Annotated in this window: 21 protein-coding genes; 6 read left to right on the top strand and 15 right to left on the bottom strand. The window is 70.8% G+C overall.

Annotation, left to right across the window (positions count from 1 at the left end; genetic code table 11):
* Positions 1 to 4: 4 nt before the first annotated feature.
* Positions 5 to 1,096, bottom strand: coding sequence for an NADH:flavin oxidoreductase/NADH oxidase (locus NMN56_RS10105; RefSeq protein WP_274038847.1), 1,092 nt, complete (start codon positions 1,094 to 1,096; stop codon positions 5 to 7).
* A 121-nt stretch (positions 1,097 to 1,217) separates the two neighbouring features.
* Between NMN56_RS10105 and NMN56_RS10100 the strand changes: the two genes are divergently transcribed.
* A complete protein-coding gene (locus NMN56_RS10100; RefSeq protein WP_274038846.1) occupies positions 1,218 to 1,790 on the top strand; it encodes a TetR/AcrR family transcriptional regulator in 573 nt (190 codons plus the stop codon).
* Between the two features lie 19 nt (positions 1,791 to 1,809).
* Here the strand turns inward: NMN56_RS10100 and NMN56_RS10095 are convergent, their stop codons facing one another.
* From NMN56_RS10095 to NMN56_RS10065, 7 genes are all read right to left on the bottom strand, one after another.
* Positions 1,810 to 3,375, bottom strand: a complete 1,566-nt coding sequence (locus tag NMN56_RS10095; RefSeq protein WP_274038845.1) for an MFS transporter — start codon at positions 3,373 to 3,375, stop codon at positions 1,810 to 1,812.
* Complete coding sequence (locus NMN56_RS10090) at positions 3,372 to 3,923, bottom strand: TetR/AcrR family transcriptional regulator (protein WP_274038844.1); 552 nt, start codon at positions 3,921 to 3,923, stop codon at positions 3,372 to 3,374. The genes NMN56_RS10095 and NMN56_RS10090 overlap by 4 nt, the downstream gene beginning before the upstream one ends.
* Positions 3,924 to 4,036: 113 nt before the next feature.
* A complete protein-coding gene (locus tag NMN56_RS10085) occupies positions 4,037 to 5,137 on the bottom strand; it encodes an alpha/beta fold hydrolase (protein ID WP_274038843.1) in 1,101 nt (366 codons plus the stop codon).
* A gap of 88 nt (positions 5,138 to 5,225) precedes the next feature.
* Positions 5,226 to 6,197, bottom strand: coding sequence for an aldo/keto reductase (locus NMN56_RS10080; RefSeq protein ID WP_274038842.1), 972 nt, complete (start codon positions 6,195 to 6,197; stop codon positions 5,226 to 5,228).
* Positions 6,198 to 6,318: 121 nt separating this feature from the next.
* Entirely contained in the window at positions 6,319 to 7,743 is a 1,425-nt protein-coding gene (argH, locus tag NMN56_RS10075) for an argininosuccinate lyase (protein ID WP_430542516.1), read from the bottom strand.
* Between the two features lie 287 nt (positions 7,744 to 8,030).
* The gene (locus NMN56_RS10070; protein WP_274038840.1) at positions 8,031 to 9,224 is read right to left on the bottom strand and encodes an argininosuccinate synthase; all 1,194 of its coding nucleotides are present in this window, start codon (positions 9,222 to 9,224) and stop codon (positions 8,031 to 8,033) included.
* Between the two features lie 512 nt (positions 9,225 to 9,736).
* A complete protein-coding gene (locus tag NMN56_RS10065; protein ID WP_274038839.1) occupies positions 9,737 to 10,111 on the bottom strand; it encodes a DUF488 domain-containing protein in 375 nt (124 codons plus the stop codon).
* A gap of 71 nt (positions 10,112 to 10,182) precedes the next feature.
* Here NMN56_RS10065 and NMN56_RS10060 point away from each other — a divergent pair, with 71 nt between their 5' ends.
* Together NMN56_RS10060 and NMN56_RS10055 are read left to right on the top strand one after the other, a co-directional pair.
* Entirely contained in the window at positions 10,183 to 11,079 is an 897-nt protein-coding gene (locus tag NMN56_RS10060; protein WP_274038838.1) for an SCO6745 family protein, read from the top strand.
* A gap of 109 nt (positions 11,080 to 11,188) precedes the next feature.
* The gene (locus tag NMN56_RS10055; RefSeq protein ID WP_274038837.1) at positions 11,189 to 12,208 is read left to right on the top strand and encodes a bile acid:sodium symporter family protein; all 1,020 of its coding nucleotides are present in this window, start codon (positions 11,189 to 11,191) and stop codon (positions 12,206 to 12,208) included.
* Positions 12,209 to 12,294: 86 nt separating this feature from the next.
* Here NMN56_RS10055 and NMN56_RS10050 read toward each other — a convergent pair whose 3' ends face one another.
* From NMN56_RS10050 to argC, 5 genes are read right to left on the bottom strand one after another with little or no spacing between them, the layout of a single operon-like run.
* The gene (locus tag NMN56_RS10050) at positions 12,295 to 12,822 is read right to left on the bottom strand and encodes an arginine repressor (RefSeq protein WP_274038836.1); all 528 of its coding nucleotides are present in this window, start codon (positions 12,820 to 12,822) and stop codon (positions 12,295 to 12,297) included.
* A 52-nt stretch (positions 12,823 to 12,874) separates the two neighbouring features.
* Positions 12,875 to 14,068: an acetylornithine transaminase gene (locus NMN56_RS10045; protein WP_274038835.1), complete on the bottom strand. Its 1,194-nt coding sequence runs from the start codon at positions 14,066 to 14,068 to the stop codon at positions 12,875 to 12,877.
* Positions 14,065 to 15,072 carry an acetylglutamate kinase gene (argB, locus tag NMN56_RS10040; RefSeq protein WP_274038834.1) on the bottom strand — a complete coding sequence of 336 codons (1,008 nt, stop codon included), beginning with the start codon at positions 15,070 to 15,072 and terminating at the stop codon, positions 14,065 to 14,067. The genes NMN56_RS10045 and argB overlap by 4 nt, the downstream gene beginning before the upstream one ends.
* The gene (gene argJ, locus NMN56_RS10035; protein ID WP_274038833.1) at positions 15,069 to 16,220 is read right to left on the bottom strand and encodes a bifunctional glutamate N-acetyltransferase/amino-acid acetyltransferase ArgJ; all 1,152 of its coding nucleotides are present in this window, start codon (positions 16,218 to 16,220) and stop codon (positions 15,069 to 15,071) included. The genes argB and argJ overlap by 4 nt, the downstream gene beginning before the upstream one ends.
* Entirely contained in the window at positions 16,217 to 17,245 is a 1,029-nt protein-coding gene (gene argC / locus NMN56_RS10030) for an N-acetyl-gamma-glutamyl-phosphate reductase (RefSeq protein WP_274038832.1), read from the bottom strand. Before argC ends, argJ begins: the two co-directional genes overlap by 4 nt.
* A 244-nt stretch (positions 17,246 to 17,489) precedes the next feature.
* Here argC and NMN56_RS10025 point away from each other — a divergent pair, with 244 nt between their 5' ends.
* Positions 17,490 to 18,089 carry a TetR/AcrR family transcriptional regulator gene (locus tag NMN56_RS10025; RefSeq protein WP_274038831.1) on the top strand — a complete coding sequence of 200 codons (600 nt, stop codon included), beginning with the start codon at positions 17,490 to 17,492 and terminating at the stop codon, positions 18,087 to 18,089.
* The gene (locus NMN56_RS10020) at positions 18,086 to 18,955 is read left to right on the top strand and encodes an SDR family oxidoreductase (RefSeq protein ID WP_274038830.1); all 870 of its coding nucleotides are present in this window, start codon (positions 18,086 to 18,088) and stop codon (positions 18,953 to 18,955) included. Before NMN56_RS10025 ends, NMN56_RS10020 begins: the two co-directional genes overlap by 4 nt.
* A 222-nt stretch (positions 18,956 to 19,177) precedes the next feature.
* Here NMN56_RS10020 and NMN56_RS10015 read toward each other — a convergent pair whose 3' ends face one another.
* Positions 19,178 to 19,645 (bottom strand): hypothetical protein, encoded by a 468-nt coding sequence (locus tag NMN56_RS10015; protein WP_274038829.1) that lies wholly within the window; start codon positions 19,643 to 19,645, stop codon positions 19,178 to 19,180.
* 245 nt (positions 19,646 to 19,890) lie between these two features.
* Here NMN56_RS10015 and NMN56_RS10010 point away from each other — a divergent pair, with 245 nt between their 5' ends.
* A complete protein-coding gene (locus NMN56_RS10010; RefSeq protein ID WP_274038828.1) occupies positions 19,891 to 20,709 on the top strand; it encodes a maleylpyruvate isomerase family mycothiol-dependent enzyme in 819 nt (272 codons plus the stop codon).
* Positions 20,710 to 20,933: 224 nt separating this feature from the next.
* Here the strand turns inward: NMN56_RS10010 and NMN56_RS10005 are convergent, their stop codons facing one another.
* The gene (locus NMN56_RS10005) at positions 20,934 to 21,293 is read right to left on the bottom strand and encodes an ArsR/SmtB family transcription factor (protein WP_274038827.1); all 360 of its coding nucleotides are present in this window, start codon (positions 21,291 to 21,293) and stop codon (positions 20,934 to 20,936) included.
* Between the last annotated feature and the right edge of the window lie 27 nt (positions 21,294 to 21,320).

Raw genomic sequence — 21,320 nt, 5'->3', positions numbered from 1 at the left:
GGCGCTATACCAGCGCGCGGTGGTACTGCCTCGGCCAGGCCGCCTTGTCGTCGGGCCGGTCGCGCAGGGGAAGGTACGGATCGCGCAGCAGGGGGCGCCCCATCAGCACCGCGTCGGCGCGGCCGTCGGCCACAAGCTCGCCGGCCTGCCGCATGCCGATCTGTCCGACAGGGGCGACGGCGAGCCCCGATGCCGTCTTGAGCGCGTCGGCGAACCCGACGTGCACCCCTTCCCGCGCGGGCGCGCGTGCCTCCCGGCTCCGTACCGCCCCACCGGACGAGATGTCCAGGAGGTCGATGCCCACTGCCGCCAGCTCCTTGGCGAACGTCGCCGCCTCGTCGGGGGTGATGCCACCTTCGGCCCAGTCCGTCGCTGTGACGCGGAAGAAGACGGGCTTCTCCGCCGGGAAGGCTTCACGTACGGCGCGGGCCACGCGCAGCGGAAGGCGCATCCGGTTCTGCAGGCTCCCGCCGTACTCGTCCGTGCGGTGGTTCGAGAGCGGGGACAGGAACTGGTGCACGATGTAGCCGTGCGCTGCGTGGATCTCGACGGCCTCGTATCCCGCCAGGTGTGACATCCGGACCGCCTGGGCGAATGCCTCGACGACCTCGTCCATGTCGGCACGGTCGGCTTCCCGGGGAACGCTCAGGTCGCCCAGCGGGACCGCCGAGGGCCCGATGGTCTGCCAGCCGCCGTCGGCCACGCTCACCGGACCGTTCTGCCCCTCGCCTTCCCAGGGAACCTGGTGCGACCCCTTCCTGCCGGCGGCCAGCAGCTGGATCGCGGGAACCGCGCCGCGCTCAGCGATGAACGAGGTCAGGCGCCGGTGCGCGGCGGCCTGCTCCTCGTTCCAGATCCCGAGGTCGGCCGACGTGGTCCGCTGCGAAGGGCCCACGGCCGTGGCCTCGACCATGACCAGGCCCGCACCGCCGACCGCCCGTGCGCCGTAGTGCACCAGGTGCCAGTCGGTCGGCTTTCCGTCGGCTCCCGCGGAGTACTGGGCCATGGGAGACATCCATATCCGGTTGGGGACCGTGACCTCCCGCAGCCGCAGCGGGCGGCGCATCTCGGGCCCCGGGGACTCTTGCTTGGACAAGCTGTACTCACCTCCCGAGGCACTCAAGCCTCGCAGTGATCGTTGCGTTTACAACCTCAACGTAACACAAACGCACTGATCACTGCATCTGAAACGCAGTGATCAGTGCGATACTGGGTGCATGTCCACTCCGGCTTCGCTTCCGTCCCGTACCGGCAGCCGCCCCGGTGGCCGCTCGGCGCGTATCCGCGCGGCCGTCCACCGGGCCGTCGGGGAACTGCTGGCCGAGCAGGGCGGTGAGCCGCTGACCATCCCGGTCGTGGCCGCCCACGCGGGCGTGCACGCCACCACGGTCTACCGCCGCTGGGGCTCGGTGGGAGAGCTGTTCACCGACGTGGCCACCAGCCGTTTCTCCGGCGACATCGTCGTACCCGACACCGGAAGCCTGCGCGGCGACCTGGAACGCTACGCGTCCGACCTGGCCAGGGACCTCACCGACCCCGACACCCTGCCCCTGGTACGCGCCACCATTGGCGCCGCCGGCGAACAGGGCGCGAGCGCCTGCACCGCAGAACGCCAACAACAGCTCCGCGCCATGCTCGAACGCGACCAGGCACGCGGCCACCACACCCCCACCGTCGAACACGCCACCGACGCCCTGCTCGCCCCCCTCTACTACCGCGCCGTCTTCACCGACCAGCCCCTCACCCCCGACTGGACCCGCACCCTCGTCACCCACCTCCTGCCCGACTGAACACCAACCGGGCACGCGGTTACGGGAGTTCGGCGGGGCTCTCCTCCAGCTTCTGCCCGCGCAGCAGCCGCCAGGCGAGCAGCGCGGTGGCCAGCAGGATCACCGAGCCGACACCGGCGCCGAGGCGCAGCCCGTCCGTGAACGTCTCCTGCGCGGTCGCCAGCAGCCGCTCGCCCGCACCGCCCGGCAGGGTGTGCGCGGTCTCGACGGCCTCGCCCAGCGAGTGCCTGGCCTCATCGGCCGCCCCCTCCGGCACGCCCGAGGGGGTGGGGAAGGAGCGGTAGACACCGGTGACGACCGAGCCGAGCAGGGCGATGCCGAGCGCGGCGCCCAGCTCGTAGGCGGTCTCGGAGACGGCGGAGGCGGCGCCCGCCTGCTCCTTGGGGACGCTGGAGAGGATCACGTCGGCCGTGACGGTGAAGGCCAGGCCCGCACCGAGTCCCACGACGAGCAGGACGCTGCCCAGCAGCACATATCCGGTCGTCACCTGGAGCCACGCGCAGGCGCCCAGCGCCAGCCCCACGGCGGCGAGCCCGCCGGAGACGGAACCGCGTACGGAGGTGCGCCGCGCGATGTGGCCCGCCAGGAGCCCCGTGACCACCGAGCCGATGGCTGCGGGCAGTTCGGCGAGCCCGGCCTCGAAGGGCGTGCGGCTCTGCACCATCTGGAGGAACTGGCTGAGGAAGAAGACCAGCCCCGACAGCCCGAGGATGGTGAGCAGATCGGCCAGTACGGCACCGGTGAAGCCGCGGTTGCGGAACAGCCGCATGTCCAGCAGCGGGTGTTCCAGGCGCAGTTGGCGCCGTACGAACGAGACGAGCGCGAGCACGCCGACCACGGCGGTGACCGCGACATCCCAGCGGGGACCGTAGGCGGCGGCCTCCTTGACGGCGTAGACGACCCCGACGATGCCGGCCATGGACAGGCCGACGCTGGGCAGGTCCCAGGGGCCGGGTGCCGGGTTCTTGGACTCGGGCAGCAGCTTGATGCCGACGAGTACGAGCACGGCCATCACGGGCAGGTTGATCAGGAAGACCGAGCCCCACCAGAAGTGCTCCAGCAGGAACCCGCCGATCACAGGCCCGACGGCGGTACCCGCCGAGGCCATGGCGCCCCAGATGCCCACGGCGAGGCTGCGCTCGCGCCGGTCGGGGAAGAGGTTGCGGATGAGCGCGAGCGTGGAGGGCATGAGGGTCGCGCCCGCGACGCCCATGAGCGCACGCCACAGGATCATCGTCTCGGCGCTGCTCGCGTAGGCGGTCAGCGCGGAGATGAGGCCGAAGGCCACGGCGCCCGTGAGCAGCAGCTTCTTGCGGCCGACGCGGTCGCCGAGGCTGCCCATGGAGACGAGGAGACCGGCGATGACGAACGAGTAGACGTCGCCGATCCACAGGAGCTGGGTGCTGGAGGGCCGCAGGTCCTCGCTGAGGAAGGGCGCCGCCAGGCCGAGAACGGTGGCGTCGATGCCGACGAGCAGCACGGCCAGTACGAGGACGGCGAGGGCGAGCCAGCGCAGCCGGGGCGAGGAGGGCGGAGGGCCCGCGTCCGGGGGGCCTGGCTGGGGACCTGCGGTTCTGCTGCTCATCGGTCCTTGCTCCGCAGCGCTCCGCCGAGCAGCAGCTCGGACGTCATGAACACCGCTTCGCGGGCCGCGATCCTCCCGTCCTGTACGGCCCAGGCCGAGGAGGCGATCAGGGAGTAGAGGGCGTCGGTGAGCCAGGCGGGGGTGAGGTCGAGGCGGAAGGTGCCCTCGGCCTGTCCGCGCCGGAACAGCTCGCCGATCCGTTCGTCGATCCTGGTCCAGCCCTCGTGCTGCTCGCCGGGCTCGAAGAGCTGGTTCTCGGTGACGAGGAACGCGAGGAAGCCGGCGAAGGGTTCGACCTGGGCGATGACGCGGCGCACGGCGTCGGCGGCGTCGCCGTCCTGCGTACGTGCCGCGTCCAGGGCCGCGTCGAGGCGCTGGTGCCCGAGCTGTTCGAGGGCGCGTACGAGCGCGTCGCGGCCGGCGAAGTGCCGGTGGAGGGTGGCACGGCTGATGCCCGCGGCCTTGGCGATGTCGTCCATGGACGAGGTCGGCCTCCGCGTCAGCACATCGGCGGCCGTACTCAGCAGCTCTTCACGGTCCAGGCTCATGAGACGACAGTAGACCAGATGAGACATAGTTGTCGCAAAAGGGAAAGCGCCCTGCCGCACAGAGGCGGCAGGGCGCCGAGTCCCACTCCGCAAGGGTGCCGGTGAGGCTCCCGCTACTTCGCGGCGCTCTTCCCGCGCCAGGCACAACTGCCCAGCGTGCCGCCCTTCTTCAGGGCGCGCTCGGCCGCCTTCTCCGACAGGACGCGGGTCTTGTGGCCTGTGCACACGGGCGTGCGGTCGGCGTAGCCCGCCATGTCCAGCAGGATCTGGTCCCAGTGGCGGTACTGCACGTCGTGGCCGCTGTCGTCGTACTTCCGCACCACGGGCTTCTGCGGCAGCGCGTCGTTCCAGCGGGCCTGGGTCGCGGGCGGCACGGTGGTGTCCTTGAGCCCGGTGTAGACGTAGACCGGTGCCTTCAGCTTCGACATGTCAGGCCCCGGCCGCTCGCAGTACAGCTTCTGCTCGTGCACCTGCGCTGAGGGGTCGCCCTTCTGTCCCCGCAGGTAGTACGAGCGTCCGCCGTCCTCCTCCGCCGTGTCCGTGAAGCCGGGGATCTTGTGCATGGGGCTGTCCTCGGCGAACCCCCACCACTTGCGCGGGTCGCGGATCTGCTCACCGAAGTACGCGTTCAGCTCCTTGTCGCTCTTGCCGCAGTACGACGACTTCTCACCGTACGGGGGCAGCGCGGCGGCCAGATGGAGCGAGGAGATGCGCTGCGGCGAGTCGGCGGCGTAGTGCGCCGCGTACGGGCCGCCGCCCGATATGGCGATGACGGACGCCTTGCGTACACCGAGCTTGTCCAGCACGGCGTTGACGTCCGAGGTGTAGTCGTCGAAGCCGAGCTTCTTGTCGAAGCCGGTGTCGCCGAAGCCGTTGCGCTCGACGGATATGACGCGCTGGCCGAGGTTCTCCCGCGTGGTGCGCAGGAACTCGGTCATCCCGGAGGCGCGGGCCGTCGTCCCCGTGCCGCCCATGAAGACGACGGGGTCGCCATAGGTGCGGTCGGTCTCGCCGGTGTCGCTGTAGTGCACCGTGCGGCCCGCGTTCTTGGTCTGGTGCATCGCCGGACCCAGGGAGTCGAACTCGTCCTGGACGACGGGCTTGGGCCGCTTGCTGGCCTCAGCGTCCGATGCTCCGGCCGTGAACCCGACCGCCCCCGCGACCGCTGCCACGGAGAAGGTGAACGCCACTGCGGCTGTCGATGCCTTTTTCATTTCTCGGTCTCCCAGTTGTCAATGTGCGACAGGTGACCTGCCCGGAAACCGATGTGTCATGCACGCAAAAGCCGCTCCACCAGGGAACTCAGTTCCAGGGAAGCTCCGAGCGACGCTGCCAGTAAGCGCCCGGCTCCTCCACCAGGCTTGCCAGCCGGGCCAGTTGGGCCTCGTCCAGGTCGGCGGCGGCGCCCAGCAGGTTGCAGTGCAGCTCAGCGACCGTCGCGGCGCCCGAGAGCACGACGCCCGCCCATGGCCTCCGCAGCACGGCGGCGAGCGCGACCGCGTCCGGGCTCGTGCCCGCCTCCTGAGCCACCGCACGCAGCGCCTCGGGCGCACGGGGGCCGGCCAGCCTGCCGTTCGCCATGCCCTCCTTCACGATCACCGTGAGGCCCGCCTCGTGCGCCTCGGCCAGCGCGTCCCCCGCCGAGGTCTCCAGGAGGTTGTAGGTGCTCTGCACCGTACGGAAGAGGGGCTCGCCCTCCACGGTCACCGCGAGCGCCGCGCGGATCGCGTCGGCCTGCGCCGGCCCGCTGGTGCTGAAGCCGATCGTCACACCCTCGGCCGCGAGACCGGCCAGCCTGGCGTGCAGCTCGGTGTCGGTCAGCGCGGGGCTGCCGGGCGTGACGGAGTGGATCTGGTACAGGTCCAGCCGCTCCCCGAGCAGTTCACGTGTCTCGCGGACCTGCCGTTCGAACGCGGCGAGCGCGTGGTCCTTGACCTCGTGCACCTCCGCCTCGGTGCGCCACTCCCCCACATACGTGTAGCCCCACTTGCTGCCGACCACCACGTCCCGCACCTCGGGCCGTGCCGCGAGCCAGTCGGCGAGGAACTCCTCGGAACGGCCGTAGGAGCGGGCGGCGTCGATGTACCTCACGCCCTGTGCGTAGGCGGCGTCGAGCAGTTCGTGGGTACGCGCACGCAACTCCTCGGGGGTGCGCTCACCCGGCAGTTCGGTGTCACGGCCGAGCGTGATGTACGCGGGGCGGCCGACGGCGGCGAGGCCCATTCCGAGGTGGGCCGTAGGTGTCGTCACCGAGGCGAGTCGGCTGAAGGGCATCGGGATCTCCTGGCCGGACACTTCCGGCGCTGTCGGCTCCAGGGGGCCGCACCACCGTACCGGCCGCACACACGGGCCCCCGCACACCGGTGCGGGGGCCCGTGTCATCCGTGCCGCTGACTCAGCGCTTGGCCTCGGCCCACTCACGCTGCACGGCCAGGCCGGTACGGAACTCCGCGAGCTGCTCAGCCACCGCCGAGGGCGCGGTACCGCCCCGCCCGTTCCGGGCCGCGAGCGCGCCCGGCACATTCAGGACGCCGCGCACCTCCGGCGTGAGATGCGGTGAGATCGCGGCGAACTGCTCGTCGCTGAGCTGGTCCAGCTCGATCCCGTTCTTCTCACACACCTTGACGCACTCCCCCGCGACCTCGTGCGCGACGCGGAAGGGCACACCCTGCTTGACCAGCCACTCGGCCACATCGGTCGCCAACGAGAAGCCGGCGGGCGCCAGTTCGGCCATCCGCTCACCGTGCACGGTGAGCGTCGCCATCATGCCCGTGAACGCGGGAAGCAGGATCTCCAGCTGGTCGATGGAGTCGAAGACCGGCTCCTTGTCCTCCTGAAGGTCCCTGTTGTACGCCAGCGGCAGCGCCTTGAGCGTGGCCATGAGCCCCGTCAGATTGCCGATCAGCCGCCCTGACTTACCGCGCGCCAGCTCCGCGATGTCCGGGTTCTTCTTCTGCGGCATGATCGAGGACCCCGTGGAGAACGCGTCGTGCAGCGTCACGAAGGAGAACTCCTTCGTGTTCCACAGGATGATCTCCTCGGCGATCTTCGAGACATCGACGCCGATCATCGCCGTGACAAAGGCGAACTCGGCGGCGAAGTCCCGCGAGGCCGTACCGTCGATCGAATTGGCCGCACTCCCGTGCTCGAAGCCCAGCTCCGCAGCGACCGCCTCCGGGTCGAGCCCGAGCGAGGACCCGGCCAGCGCACCGGACCCGTACGGCGAGACCGCCGTACGCGCGTCCCACTGCCGCAGCCGCTCGGCGTCCCGCGACAGCGCCTGCGCATGCGCGAGCACATGGTGCGCGAACAGCACCGGCTGCGCGTGCTGCAAGTGCGTACGCCCCGGCATCGCCACATCCGGGTGCGCCTCAGCGAGCCCGACGAGCGCACCCTGAAGGTCGGCCAGCAGCCCGCCGAGCGTACGGGCGTGCTCGCGCAGATACATCCGGAAGAGCGTGGCAACCTGATCGTTCCGCGACCGCCCCGCACGGAGCTTGCCACCCAGCTCCTGCCCCACACGCTCCAGCAACCCGCGCTCCAGAGCCGTATGCACGTCCTCGTCGGCAACGGTCCCCACGAACTCACCGCCGGCGACATCGGCCTCCAACTGATCGAGCCCCACGAGCATGTGCTCCAGCTCGTCCGCCGTCAGCAGCCCCGCCTTGTTCAGCACCCGCGCATGCGCCCGCGACCCCGCGATGTCGTACGGCGCCAACCGCCAGTCGAAGTGCACCGAAGCGGACAGCTTCTCCAACGCCTCACTGGGCCCATCCGCAAACCGCCCACCCCACAGCCGAACCTCTTCGTTACCACTCACCACTGCACTACTCCTGAACTGGAAGAAGCCCCCACACTCCCCCATTGGGCCACGACAACAACGACTTCAGGGCAGGCCCCGATACGGGGCGGGGGAGTGCAGAGGGGGCGGAGCCCCTTTTGGCGGGGGGATTGCCGGGGGGCGGAGCCCCCCGACGCCCGGCCGGCGAGGCCAACGGGGAAAGGGGCGAAGCCCCATATAAAAGAACAGAAACCTGGGGCAAAACCACAGGCACCACAACGGGCACAGGGGCGAAGCCCCAAACACAAGAGCCGAAAGCGAACCGACTACGCCTGATCCCGCTTCGCAGCCATCTTGCTGCTAAGCCCAAAGATCTCAATGAACCCCTTGGACATCGACTGATCGAACGTGTCCCCGGTGTCATACGTCGCCAGATTGAAGTCGTAGAGCGACTGCTCGGACTTCCGCCCGGTCACGACGGCCCGCCCCCCATGCAGGGTCATCCGGATGTCACCCGACACATGCTGGTTGGCCTCGTCGATGAACCCGTCCAGGGCCCGCTTCAGCGGGGAGAACCACATGCCGTCGTAGACCAGCTCGGTCCACCGCTGCTCGACCTGCCGCTTGTAGCGGGCGAGTTCACGCTCGACGGTGACGTTCTCCAGCTCCTGGTGCGCCGTGATGAGGGCGATGCCACCGGGCGACTCGTAGATCTCCCGGGACTTGATGCCCACGAGCCGGTCCTCGACCATGTCGATCCGCCCGATGCCCTGCGCACCGGCCCGCTCGTTGAGCTGCTGGATCGCCTGGAGAACGCTGACGGGCTTGCCGTCAAGGGCGACGGGAACGCCCCGCTCGAAGGTGATGACGACCTCGTCGGCCTCCCGCGGGGTGGCCGGGTTCGAGGTGTAGTCGTAGACGTCCTCGATGGGCCCGTTCCAGATGTCCTCCAGGAAGCCCGTCTCGACGGCGCGGCCGAAGACGTTCTGGTCGATCGAGTACGGCGACTTCTTCGTCGTCTCGATCGGCAGCCCCTTCTCCTCGCAGAAGGCGATGGCCTTGTCCCGGGTCATGGCGTAGTCACGGACCGGGGCGATGCACTTCAGGTCGGGTGCGAGGGAGGAGATGCCCGCCTCGAACCGCACCTGGTCGTTGCCCTTGCCGGTGCAGCCGTGCGCCACGGTGCTGGCACCGTGCTTGCGCGCAGCGGCCACCAGGTGCTTGACGATGGTGGGCCGCGAGAGGGCGGAGACCAGGGGGTAACGGTCCATGTACAGCCCGTTGGCCTTGATCGCGGGGAGGCAGTACTCCTCGGCGAACTCGTCCTTGGCGTCCGCGACCTCGGCCTCGACCGCACCACAGGCCAGCGCGCGCTTTCGGATGACGTCCAGGTCCTCACCGCCCTGGCCAACATCGACGGCGACGGCCACGACCTCGGCACCGGTCTCCTCGGCGATCCAGCCGATGCAGACAGAGGTGTCCAGGCCGCCTGAGTAGGCGAGTACGACGCGCTCGGTCACGGGCTTCTCCTTACGTACATGCGCTGACAGGTATAAGTATGCACTCCCCCGTATGTTTCGTCAACGCACATCGCGCACGGCAACATCGCGCACGGCACATCACGCACGACAGTGCGCGGGCACATCGCGCACGGCAGGTCGAGCCGCATCACGCAAGGCAGCGCGAGCCGCACATCACGCACGACAGTGCGCGGGCACATCGCATACGACACAGAACTCCCCCACGGCCAGGCACAGCCTCACCAGCCCACTTCAACCCGCCAGGCCAGGCGGGGGCAGCCCAGGACAAGCCGACCCAGCGCAGCGGGCCAAGGGCTACCGCAGCGGGCCGGCCCCACCGCGACGGGCCAAGGCCAACCGCAACGGTCAAGGGTGGCCGCAAGGGGTCGTCCCAACCGACGGGCCGACCCAACCGCAACGGTCAAGGGTGACCGCAAGGGGTCGCCCCAACCGACGGGCCGACCCAACCACAGCGGTCAAGGGTGACCGCAGCACCAAGCGCGACCGAGGACTCAGTCCAACCGCGCCAGCTCCCCCACCAGCACCTGCGCATGCGAAAGCGAGAGATCCTTGGTCGCGGTCAGCAGCGTGAGCGTCCCGCCCTCGGGGACACGCGCGTGCAGCGTCCGCAGCGCCTGGTCGCCCTCCTCCGTGGCCAGTTCGGCCCGGTAACGGTCGGCGAACTCCGCGTACTTGTCGGGGTCGTGCCCGTACCACTTGCGCAGCTCCGTACTCGGCGCCACATCCTTCTGCCAGGCGTCGAGCGCGGCCTTCTCCTTGGATTCCCCGCGCGGCCAGACCCCGTCGACGAGTACCCGTGTGCCGTCGCCGCGCTCCGGCTCCTCGTAGACGCGCCGTACCCGAACCTTCCGCTTCTTCTCGGCCATGCGTTCAGCGTGCGATTCCCGGGGCGTACTCGCATGTTGACGGCGTTAACATGCCCGGATAGCTTACCGCCATGACCGACTTCCCGAGCCTCGCGCGACAGACATGGCACCAGCTCGAACCCGTCTACGCTTCCGTCTACTTCGCCCCGGAGGTCTCCGCCGAGACCGGCGCGCTCGGCTTCGGGACGGAGGAGCGCTGGCCCGCCTACTTCGCCCTGCGCGCCGCGCCGCTCGGAGCCGCGACGGCCGAGCTGGTGACGGCGGCGTTCTACACCTTCAGCCCGCGCATGGTCGCGGAACACGTGCCCGCAGCCTGGAAGACCGCCTCCCCCGAGGACGTGCTGGCGGCGCGCACCCGTGGCGTGGACGGGGCGTTGCGCGCCGTGGCCGGCGACCAGCTCCTCGCCGACCCCGGTGTCGCCGAGGCCGCCGCCCTCGCCCGTAAGGCCGCCGAGGCGGTCACGGCGGGCGGGCTGCCGGGCCGCACGCTGGCAGCGGCCAACGCGGCGCTGCCCTGGCCCGAGGAACCGCACATGGCCCTGTGGCAGGCGGCGAACGTGCTGCGCGAGCACCGCGGGGACGGCCACCTGGCCGCGCTGCTCGCGGCGGGACTCGACGGCTGCGAGGCCCTGGTCTCCTTCGCCGCCGTCGGAGCGGCACCCGCTGAGACCTTCGCCTCGCGCGGCTGGAGCGGCCAGGAGTGGACGGCGGCACGCGAACGCCTCGCCGCGCGCGGCCTGATCGGGCCGGACGGTGCCGCCACCGCACGGGGCCGCGCGCTGCGAGACGACGTGGAGCGGATGACCGACGAACTGGCCGCCGCGCCCTACGAGGCGATCGGTGAGGACGGCTGCGCCCGGCTCGCCGAGCTGAACGGGCCGCTCTTCGGCGCTGTGCTCGGTTCCGGGCTGCTGCCGGCTGAGTCGACGCTGGGCATCCTGACCGTCGAGGCGCCGAAGCCCAGGTGAGAGCGGGCGCACGGCGAAGGGCCGACCGCTCGCGCTGGTAACCGGTCCCGGAGGGTCACATTCCGAGACGACCTTGCGTGCAGGGCACAACAGGGCGTTCCCTCACACGGTGCGAACCGATCAGCAGAGCAACACCCCGACCGCCACCACGGCTGAACAGCGCGGTGCCCGCCGCGCCGTGACCCTCTTCCCCGTACTCGTCCTCCTCGCCGGTGCCCTCGGCCTGCTGGCGCCCGGGACCTTCTCCGGCGGGAGCGAGGCGGTGCCGTACCTGCTCGGCGTCGTGATGTTCTGCATGGGCGTGACGATGACGCCGCAGGACTTCAAGGGCGTCGCCAGGCGCCCGTGGGCCGTCGCGCTCGGGCTCGTCGCGCACTACGTCTTCATGCCGGGACTCGGCTGGCTGATCGCGCACGCGCTGCACCTGTCGCCGCAGCTCGCGGCGGGCGTCATCCTCGTCGGCTGTGCGCCCAGCGGCACCGCATCGAACGTCGTGACGTACCTCGCGCGCGGCGACGTGGCGCTCTCCGTCTCCGTCGCCACCGTCTCCACGGTGATAGCGCCCCTGGTCACCCCGCCCCTGACACTGCTGCTCGCGGGCGAGTACCTGCCGGTCGACGCGGGTTCGATGGTCACCGACATCCTCAAGACGGTTCTGCTGCCGGTGCTCGCCGGGCTGGTCGTACGGCTCATCGCGGGGCGCTGGGTCACGCGTGCGCTGCCCGTGCTCCCCTGGCTCTCCGCGCTGACGATCGCGGTCATCGTCGCCGTCGTCGTCGCGGGCAGCGCGGACGCGATCAAGTCGGCCGCCGCGATGGTGCTGCTCGCGGTCGTCCTCCACAACGGCCTGGGTCTGGCACTCGGTTACGGTGCGGGCCGCCTCGCCGGCCTCGGCGAACCCGCGAGCCGCGCCATGTCCTTCGAGGTCGGCATGCAGAACTCCGGGCTCGCTGCCTCCCTCGCCACCGCCCACTTCAGCCCTCTCGCGGCCCTGCCCGCAGCGGTCTTCTCCGTCTGGCACAACGTCTCGGGCGCACTCGCCGCCGCATGGCTGGCCCGGCGCGACCGGGCAGGCGCCACACCCGCGGGCACCACCGCGGGCACCGCCGGAGGCACCACCGAGAGCTGAACGGGGACAGGGGCGGGACGGGGACGGGGCCGCAACTCCGTGTCCCGCAGTCCCGCAACCCGCCCCCGTAAAAGGGCAGTTGGCGCTCAGCGTTCCTTCTGCGCCAGCCCCAGCAGGTGGTCGGCGAGTGCCTGGCCGCCGTCGGGGGCGCGGCTGATGAGGAGGAGGGTGTCGTCGCCCGCGATGGTGCCGATGATCTCGTGCACGCCCGCCTGGTCGATCGCCGAGGCGAGGAACTGGGCGGCGCCTGGCGGAGTGCGCAGGACGACGAGATTGGCCGACGCCTCGGCCGAGATGAGGAGTTCGCCCGCGAGGCGGGCCATCCGGGCCTCGGTCGCCGACTCCCCCAGCGGCGCCTTGGGAGTGGGGTCACCGCCCTCGGCCGGGACCGCGTAGATCAGTTCACCGCCGGTGTTGCGGATCTTGACGGCGCCGAGTTCGTCGAGGTCACGCGAGAGCGTCGCCTGCGTGACGCTGAGGCCGTCGTCGGAGAGGAGCTTGGCGAGCTGACTCTGGGAGCGGACCGGCTGTCTGTTCAGGATGTCGACGATCCGGCGGTGCCTGGCCATCCGCGTCTGCGGAACGGCCTGGCCCCCCTGCTGCTCCTCGGTCATCGTCCGCTTACCCCTTCGGCTCTCTGTCTCAACGGCTCATCAGCTCTCCCACTCATCGGGGCCCGTCCGCCGCCGCGTCGAGGACGGCGGGCAGTGCCCGTACGAGTGCGTCCGCCTCCTCCTCGCCGACGATCAGCGGCGGAGCGAGCCGGATGGTGTCGGGGGCGACCGCGTTCACCAGGAACCCCGCGTCCTGAGCTTCCTGCTGCACACGCGGCGCGACCGGCCCGGTGAGCACGATACCCAGCAGCAGCCCCGCACCACGGACCTGATCGACCATCGGGTGCCCCAGCGCCTGGATGGACTCGCGCAGACGGGCACCGACACGCTTGACGTGATCGAGGAGCCCTTCGGCCGCGACGGTCTCCAGAACGGCGAGGCCCGCGGCGCAGGAGACGGGGTTGCCGCCGAACGTGGAGCCGTGCTGGCCCGGCGTGAACAGGTCGGCCGCACCGCCGAAGGCGAGGGTGGCGCCCAGCGGAAGGCCGCCGCCGAGGCCCTTGGCCAGGGTGATCAGATCGGGCTCGACACCCTCGGCCTGGCAGGCGAACCAGTGTCCCGTCCTGCCGATGCCCGTCTGGATCTCGTCGAGCACGAGCAGCGTTCCGGTGGCCGCTGTGATCTCGCGCGCCGCCGCGAGGTAGCCGGGCGGCGCCGGCACGACACCGTTCTCGCCCTGCACGGGCTCCAGAACGAGCAGCGCCGTCTCCTCGGTGACGGCGGCGCGCAGCGCCTCGATGTCGCCGAAGGGGACGTGGGTGACCTCGCCGGGCAGCGGCAGGAACGGCTCCTGCTTGCCGGGCTGGCCTGTGAGCGCGAGGGCGCCCATGGTCCGGCCGTGGAAGCCGCCCTCGGCGGCGACCATATGGGTACGCCCGGTACGCCGCCCGATCTTGATGGCGGCCTCGATCGCCTCGGCCCCCGAGTTGGAGAAGAAGACCTTGCCCGGCCGGCCTGCGAGTTCCAGAAGCTTCTCCGCGAGCGCGACGGTCGGCTCGGTGAGGAAGAGGTTGGAGACGTGCCCCAGGGTGGCGATCTGGTCGGAGACGGCGCGGACGACGGCCGGGTGCGCCGTGCCGAGCGCGTTGACGGCGATACCGCCGACGAAGTCGGTGTACTCCTTGCCCTCGGCGTCCCACAGCTTGGTGCCCTCGCCGTGGGTGAGGGGGACGCGCGGGGTGCCGTAGTTGTCCATCAACGCGCCCTGCCAGCGCTGGGTGAGGGCGGTGTTGGAATGGGTGATCATGCGTTGCCCTCCGCGTTCCGTGGTGCGTTCCCGTTTGCGTTCCCTGCTCCGGTCCCTGCTGCGGTCCCTGCTGCGGTCCGTGGTTCGGGTACGGCATCGGGCACGACCATCGTGCCGATGCCTTCGTCGGTGAAGATCTCCAGCAGGATCGAGTGCGGCACCCGCCCGTCCAGGACCCTGGCGGTGTGCACGCCGTTGCGTACGGCGTGCAGGCACCCCTCCATCTTGGGGACCATGCCGCTGGCGAGGTCGGGCAGCAGCTTCTCCAGTTCCTGCGCCGTGAGCCTGCTGATCACCTCGTCGCTGTGCGGCCAGTCCTCGTACAGCCCCTCGACGTCGGTGAGCACCATCAGCGTCTCGGCGTCCAGCGCCGCGGCGAGCGCCGCCGCGGCCGTGTCGGCGTTGACGTTGTAGACGCCGGTGCCGCCGTCGCCCTCGTCGGCGCTGCGCGCGATGGAGGAGATGACGGGGATGCGGCCGTCGTCGAGCAGGGCCTGGATCGCTCCGGTGTCGATGGCGTGGATCTCACCGACGCGCCCGATGTCGATGCGCTCGCCGTCGATGTCGGCGTAGTGCTTGGTCGCGGCCATGATGTGCGCGTCCTCGCCCGTCATGCCCACGGCGAGGGGACCGTGCTGGTTGAGGAGGTTGACCAGCTCGCGCTGCACCTGTCCCGCCAGCACCATCCGTACGACGTCCATCGTCTCGGGCGTGGTCACCCGGAGCCCGGCCTTGAACTCCGACTCCAGGCCCAGCGCGTCGAGTTGCCTGCTGATCTGCGGGCCGCCGCCGTGCACCACGACGGGGCGCAGGCCGGCGTGGCGCAGGAAGACGACGTCCTGCGCGAAGGCCGCCTTCAGCTCCTCGTCGATCATCGCGTTGCCGCCGAACTTGATGACGACGGTCCGGCCGTGGTGCCGGGTGAGCCAGGGCAGCGCCTCGATGAGGATCTGCGCCTTGGGGAGCGCGGTGTGCTTGCGGGTGCCGTGCTGATGACCGCTCATGAGCTGTACGCGCTGTTCTCGTGGACGTAGTCGGCGGTCAGGTCGTTGGTCCAGATGACCGCCGACTCCGTTCCGGCCGAGAGGTCGGCGGTGATACGGATCTCCCGGTACCGCATGTCGACCTTGTCCCGGTCCTCGCCGACGGAACCCGCGCGGCAGACCTGTACGCCGTTGATGGAGACGTTGAGCTGGTCCGGGTCGAAGACGGCGTCCGTGGTGCCGATCGCCGACAGCACGCGGCCCCAGTTGGGGTCCTCGCCGTGCAGGGCGCACTTGAGCAGGTTATTGCGCGCGATCGTACGGCCGACCTGTACGGCTTCCTGCTCGCTGGCCGCGCCCACGACCTCGATCCTGATGTCCTTGGACGCGCCCTCGGCGTCGCGGATGAGCTGCTGGCCGAGGTCGTCACACACCTTCCGTACGGCCTCGGCGAACTCGGCCTGGTCCGGGACGACTTCGGAGGCGCCGGACGCGAGCAGCAGCACGGTGTCGTTGGTGGACATGCAGCCGTCGGAATCGATCCGGTCGAACGTCGTACGGGTCGCGTCGCGCAGCGCGGCGTCCAGCGCCCCCGCGGGCAGGTCGGCGTCGGTGGTGAGCACGACGAGCATGGTGGCCAGTCCTGGCGCGAGCATGCCCGCGCCCTTGGCCATGCCGCCGACGGTCCATCCAGCGCCCTCGGCAACGGCGGTCTTGTGCACGGTGTCGGTGGTCTTGATGGCGATGGCCGCCTTCTCCCCGCCGTGCGCCGAGAGCTGCTCGGCGGCCGTGCCGAGGCCGGACAGCAGCTTGTCCATGGGCAGCCGCAGGCCGATCAGCCCGGTGGAGGCCACGGCGATCTCGCCCGCGCTGTGGCCCAGGATCCCGGCGGCCTTCTCGGCCGTCGCGTGTGTGTCCTGGAAGCCGGGTGCTCCCGTACAGGCGTTGGCGCCACCTGAGTTGAGGACGACGGCCGAGACCCTGCCCCCCTTGAGCACCTGCTCGGACCAGAGGACGGGTGCCGCCTTGACCCTGTTGGAGGTGAAGACGCCGGCCGCCTCGGCGCGCGGCCCGTCGTTCACGACGAGCGCGAGGTCGGGGCCTCCGCTGTCCTTGATCCCTGCGGCGATCCCGGCAGCCGAGAAGCCCTTGGCCGCTGTGACGCTCATGGTGCGACTCCGATCGTGGAAAGCCCGAGCCCCTCGTCGATACCGAGGGCGATGTTCATGCTCTGTACGGCACCGCCTGCGGTGCCCTTGGTCAGGTTGTCGACGGCGCTGACGACGACGATCCGGTCCGCCTCCTGGTCGTAGGCGACCTGGAGGTGCACCGAGTTGGAGCCCTGCACGGAGGCGGTGGCCGGCCACTGCCCTTCGGGGAGCAGGGTGACGAACGGCTCGTCCTGGTACGCCTTCTCGTACACGGCGCGCAGGCTCTCGACCGTCGTGCCGGGCTCGGCCTTGGCCGAGCAGGTGGCGAGGATGCCGCGTGACATGGGTGCGAGGGTCGGCGTGAAGGAGACCCGTACGCGCTGTCCGGCGGCTGCAGAGAGGTTCTGGATCATCTCGGGCGTGTGCCGGTGCGTACCACCGACGCCGTACGGGCTCATGGAACCCATGACCTCGCTGCCGAGCAGGTGCGGCTTCAGCGCCTTGCCTGCGCCCGACGTACCGGTCGCGGCGACGACGACGGCCTCGGGCTCCGCCAGGCCGGCCGCGTAGGCGGGGACGAGCGCGAGCGAGACGGCGGTCGGGAAACACCCGGGGACCGCGACGCGCCTGGACCCCTTCAGCGCCTCGCGGGCCCCGGGCAGCTCGGGCAGGCCATAGGGCCAGGTGCCGGCGTGCGGGGTGCCGTAGAACCGCTCCCACTCCCCCGCGTCCGCCAGCCGGAAGTCGGCGCCGCAGTCCACGACCAGGACCGAGTCGCCCAACTCCCCGGCGACGGCGGCTGACTGGCCGTGCGGCAGGGCGAGGAAGACCACATCGTGCCCGCGCAGCTCCCGCGCCTCCGTCGCCTCCAGCACCCGGTCGGCGAACGGCACCAGCTGCGGCTGCACGGCGCCCAGCCGCTGCCCCGCGTTCGCGTGCGCGGTCAGCGCCCCGACCTCGACCTCCGGATGCCCGGCAAGCAGGCGCAACACCTCACCCCCCGCGTAACCGCTCGCACCCGCCACTGCTACCCGCACTGCCATCGGACCTCCTCCTCGATGGCATGACTATACGTAGCGCAACAGTTTTATGCAATCAATCATGCGAGCACCGCACGTCACGTACGTCTCGGCCCCCCGACTGCCCCGTCGGTCACGCAACCGGCCTGACCAAGCGTGACGGCCGACAATCTCCGGCACCCACCCACTTGTCCAACTAGACAAATTTGCCTTAACTTGTAAACATTGACTAGGTGACGGCACAGGAGCGGGAAGGGCAGGTGCAGGCATGACGGGCAAGGACGAGCGGGAGCTGTCGCGGGGTGAGGAGATCGCGGACGCGGCGGTGCCGGTCTTCCTGCGCTACGGGCTGCGGAAGACGTCCATGGACGACCTCGCCGCGGCGGCCGGTCTCTCCCGCCAGGGCCTGTACCTGCATTTCAGGAACAAGCAGCAGATCTTCCACGCCGCCCTCCAGCGCGTAGTGGCCCGGACCCAGGCCACCGTCGCCCAGGAACTCGCCAGAGCGGACCGGCCGGCGCGCGAGCGGCTGCTGAGCGCCTTCACCGCCCTGCACGGGCCCGCCGCGACGGCGACCAGCGAGGGACTGAACGAACTCCTCACCGCGGCACACACGGTGGGCGACTCACTCATGCGAGATCTGGAGCGCTCCGTCGTCGACGCGCTGGCCGCCGTTCTCCACGCGGAGGGGGCACCGGAGCGCACAGGCATCTCCGCCGAGGACCTCGCCTGGCAGATGCTCGCCATCGCGGCCGGCGTCAAGCACCTCACCGTCCCGCCCGAAGACCGCCCCCGGCACATCCAGGTCGCGATCACCCTGGTCCTCGGCCCGCCCGAGCAGACCCCCTCACGGTTGGACACGCCATGACATCACCCGAAACCCAGAAGCTGGTCGTCGTCACCGGAGCCTCCACGGGCATGGGTGCGTCAACAGCTCGCGAACTGGCCCGCCAGGGATTCCACGTCCTGGCCGGTGTGCGGCGCGACCGGGACGCCGACGCCATCCGATCGACCGGCATCGAGCCGCTCCTCCTCGACATCACCGAGCCCGAGCACGTGGCGGCACTCGCCGCCCGAGTCACCGACGATCAGCGCCCGCTGCACGCGCTCGTCAACAACGCCGGGATCCAGGTGAACGCCCCGGCCGAAGCCCTTCCGCTTCCGGAGTGGCGCCGCGTGTTCGAGGTCAACCTGTTCGGCCACATCGCCGTCACCCAGGCACTGCTGCCCGCGCTGCTGCGCAGCAAGGGCCGTGTGATCAACATCAGCTCGGTCGGTGGCAAGGTCGCCATGGCCACATATGGCGCGTACGCCGGTGCGAAGTTCGCGCTGGAGGCGGTCAGCGACTCGCTCCGCCGAGAGGTCGCGCCGCTGGGCGTACAGGTGGTCGTGGTCGAGCCCGGCGGTGTCCGCACAGAGATCGCCGCCCGCGGGGTCGTGACGGCGAACCAACTGGCCGCCCGGATGACACCGGAGCAGGACGAGCGCTACGGCGGCCTCGTCAAGGCCAACAACAGCCTGATGGCCTCGGGCACCGCATCGGGCCTGACAGCCGACGCCGCAGCCCGGGTCATCGCGAAGGCCGTGACCACCCGCAGACCGCGCACCCGCTACACCGCCGGCCGGGATGCCGCCCTGATCACCCGCCTGACCCGGATACTGCCCGACCGCGCGCTCGACCTCATCCTTGCCGCCAACCTGCGCCGCCACTATCCGAAGACAGCCGCGGCATGAGTCTGGCCGGGAGGCAGCGACGGCGTGACCGCCTGACCCGAGACAGCGACGGCGTGACCGTCTGCCCCGAGACAGCGACGGCGTAACCGTCGGCCCGACGACAGCAACGGCGTGACCGCCTGACCCGAGACAGCGACGGCGTGACCGTCCGCCTGGAGGCACCCGCGGCATGACCGTCCTCGCCTGCACCATCGGCCCTTCGGTGTGCGAGGTCCCCGTCGGCTATTCCCTGGCCGGGGCGGGGCGCCGCCGCCGGCCCGTGGCGTGGCGGGGCGCGACGCACCAGACGGCCAGCGCACCGAGTGCCAGGCCGATCCCGATCGCTCCCCAGACCGCCGGGTTCTCCTCCACCCACATGCGCCGGTCGCTCGCCATGCCGAGGGAACCGAGGAGGCGGCTGTTGCGCCCAGGGACCAGGCAGGCCAGAGCGAGGAACGCCACACAGCCGAGGGCTGCCGCGCCGGTGCAGCGCACCCACTGCCGCCGTCTCAGTGCGGCTGAGGCCAGCGCCCAGCAGCAGAGAATGCCGCTGCCGCAGAACGCGCCGAAGGCGAAGCCGACCCCCGGGCCGAGACCGGCCGCCCAACGCCAGAGGGAGTCACCCACGAGAACCGAGACAGCCACACCGAGCACGACGACCCAGGTGAGCTTCGCGGTGTGGCGTTCGCACATTCTGGCGATGAAGGACATCGCGGCAAGGCTACGACACCGGCAGGTGCCCCATCGAACAGGCCACAGCGCAGGGCCCGTTCGCCTCCAACGGCGTCGCGAAGTACCGCATCTCGACCATCATCCTTGGTCGGATACACCCCTGCCTGGCCGGCCTGTTGCGCCGGAGAACTGATCAGTTCCTGTCCCGCAGGTCCGTGGGCCGCCCCCGGGCAGGAGCAGAAAACCCTGCGGCGTCCGGGGCCCTTCGCGGTTACGGTGCGGGGGTGGACGACGTGAGTCACGGTGTTTACTGCGCCGAAATCAGCGCCAGGGCCGACGAGTTGCGTGCGGCCGTGCGGTCGGCCGAGGGGGGTCCAGGGGCGGTGCCCGTTGCCGCCTGTCCCGGGTGGACGCTCACCGAGCTGGCGCGGCACGTCGGTGGCACGCATCGGTGGGCGGCGCGGATCGTTCGTACGCGGGCCACGGAGCCGGTCCCGCACGACCTGGTCGACGATGTCTCCTCGCCCGGCCCCGAGAGCCCCGCCGCGCTGGACGACTGGCTGGCCGTGGGTGCGGCCGAGCTGACCGGGGCGCTGCGCGAGGCGGGTCCCGACGCCGCTGTGTGGACGGTCGCGCCGGGCGGTACCGCGCGGTTCTGGGCCCGGCGTATGACGCACGAGACGACCGTGCACGCCGCCGATGCCGCCTTCGCCACGGGCGCAGGTCCCTTCGCCGTGCGCGAGTTCGCCGTACGCGAGGAGCTGGGCCGGGACGCGCTGGACGAGTGGATGGGCTTCGGCGCGCTGCCTCGCGTCCTGAAGGCCGCCGGGCCCGGTGCGGCGCCGCTCACCGGCCCGGGGCGCACGCTGCAACTGCACGCCAGCGACACGGACGCCGAGTGGCTGGTCGACCTCACCCGCGAACCGGTCACCTGGAGCCACGCACACGACAAGGCAGCGGTGACGGTGCGCGCGCCGCTCACCGACCTCGTTCTGCTCCTCTACGGCCGCCGCACGCCGGCCGACACCTCGATCGAGGTGTACGGGGACGAGGAGCTGCTGACCCTGTGGCTGGAACGCTCCGGCTTCTGGCTCCGTAAGTAGGCGTCAGCGGGCGGCAGTAGACGTTCGTAGGCGGGCGGCGGTAAACGTCCGTAGGCAGGAGACGCCAGAGGCGTCCTCCTCTCCCCCTCCCCCGTGCGTACACGGCGTGAGCTGCCGCAGCAGATGACACCTGCCGGACCGGGCCGGTCCCGGAAGCGCTCCGGGAGACGGGCAGCGGCGACGTGGGTGCAGTGCCGCCCCGTCGCGGGAAGGGCGCCCGCCGGTCAGTCGTGCGGGGGGCGGTGGGTGAGCTGGTGGTCGGCCAGGCTCAGTGCCTCGTCGACGACGCGGCGCAGGTGGCCGTCCGCGAGGGTGTAGACGACGCGGCGCCCCTCCTTGCGGGTGGCGACCAGGCCGCTCATCCGCAGGCGGGCGAGGTGCTGGCTGACGGCGGGCCGCTGGGCCCCGCAGCTCTCGGTGAGCGTGCTCACGTCGGCTTCCGACTGCGCCAGGGCATGGAGGAGTGCCAGGCGGGTGCGGTCGCCGAGCAGGGCCAGAAGTTCGGCCGCGAGGGCGAACTGTTGCTCGCCCGGGTTGTGCGGGTGCGCATCGTGCGCAGTTGATAGGTGCATGCGTGCGCTCATACGCACATAATGGGTCGCGTGCGGCAC

The sequence above is a fragment of the Streptomyces iconiensis genome (assembly GCF_028657195.3).
In the GTDB taxonomy this organism is placed as follows: domain Bacteria; phylum Actinomycetota; class Actinomycetes; order Streptomycetales; family Streptomycetaceae; genus Streptomyces; species Streptomyces iconiensis.
The sequence above is the reverse complement of the archived record's forward strand: the minus strand, read 5'-3'. Positions and strand labels throughout refer to the sequence as shown.

Coding starts and splice junctions, on each gene's coding strand:
- argB (WP_274038834.1), bottom strand. CDS start 15,072: ATGAGCGGTCATCAGCACGGCACCCGCAAGCACACCGCGCTCCCCAAG.
- NMN56_RS10065 (WP_274038839.1), bottom strand. CDS start 10,111: ATGGCCGAGAAGAAGCGGAAGGTTCGGGTACGGCGCGTCTACGAGGAG.
- NMN56_RS10085 (WP_274038843.1), bottom strand. CDS start 5,137: ATGAAAAAGGCATCGACAGCCGCAGTGGCGTTCACCTTCTCCGTGGCA.
- NMN56_RS10100 (WP_274038846.1), top strand. CDS start 1,218: ATGTCCACTCCGGCTTCGCTTCCGTCCCGTACCGGCAGCCGCCCCGGT.
- NMN56_RS10015 (WP_274038829.1), bottom strand. CDS start 19,645: ATGTCCTTCATCGCCAGAATGTGCGAACGCCACACCGCGAAGCTCACC.
- argJ (WP_274038833.1), bottom strand. CDS start 16,220: ATGAGCGTCACAGCGGCCAAGGGCTTCTCGGCTGCCGGGATCGCCGCA.
- NMN56_RS10090 (WP_274038844.1), bottom strand. CDS start 3,923: ATGAGCCTGGACCGTGAAGAGCTGCTGAGTACGGCCGCCGATGTGCTG.
- NMN56_RS10005 (WP_274038827.1), bottom strand. CDS start 21,293: ATGAGCGCACGCATGCACCTATCAACTGCGCACGATGCGCACCCGCAC.
- NMN56_RS10095 (WP_274038845.1), bottom strand. CDS start 3,375: ATGAGCAGCAGAACCGCAGGTCCCCAGCCAGGCCCCCCGGACGCGGGC.
- NMN56_RS10060 (WP_274038838.1), top strand. CDS start 10,183: ATGACCGACTTCCCGAGCCTCGCGCGACAGACATGGCACCAGCTCGAA.
- NMN56_RS10025 (WP_274038831.1), top strand. CDS start 17,490: ATGACGGGCAAGGACGAGCGGGAGCTGTCGCGGGGTGAGGAGATCGCG.
- NMN56_RS10045 (WP_274038835.1), bottom strand. CDS start 14,068: ATGATCACCCATTCCAACACCGCCCTCACCCAGCGCTGGCAGGGCGCG.
- NMN56_RS10080 (WP_274038842.1), bottom strand. CDS start 6,197: ATGCCCTTCAGCCGACTCGCCTCGGTGACGACACCTACGGCCCACCTC.
- NMN56_RS10020 (WP_274038830.1), top strand. CDS start 18,086: ATGACATCACCCGAAACCCAGAAGCTGGTCGTCGTCACCGGAGCCTCC.
- NMN56_RS10050 (WP_274038836.1), bottom strand. CDS start 12,822: ATGACCGAGGAGCAGCAGGGGGGCCAGGCCGTTCCGCAGACGCGGATG.
- argC (WP_274038832.1), bottom strand. CDS start 17,245: ATGGCAGTGCGGGTAGCAGTGGCGGGTGCGAGCGGTTACGCGGGGGGT.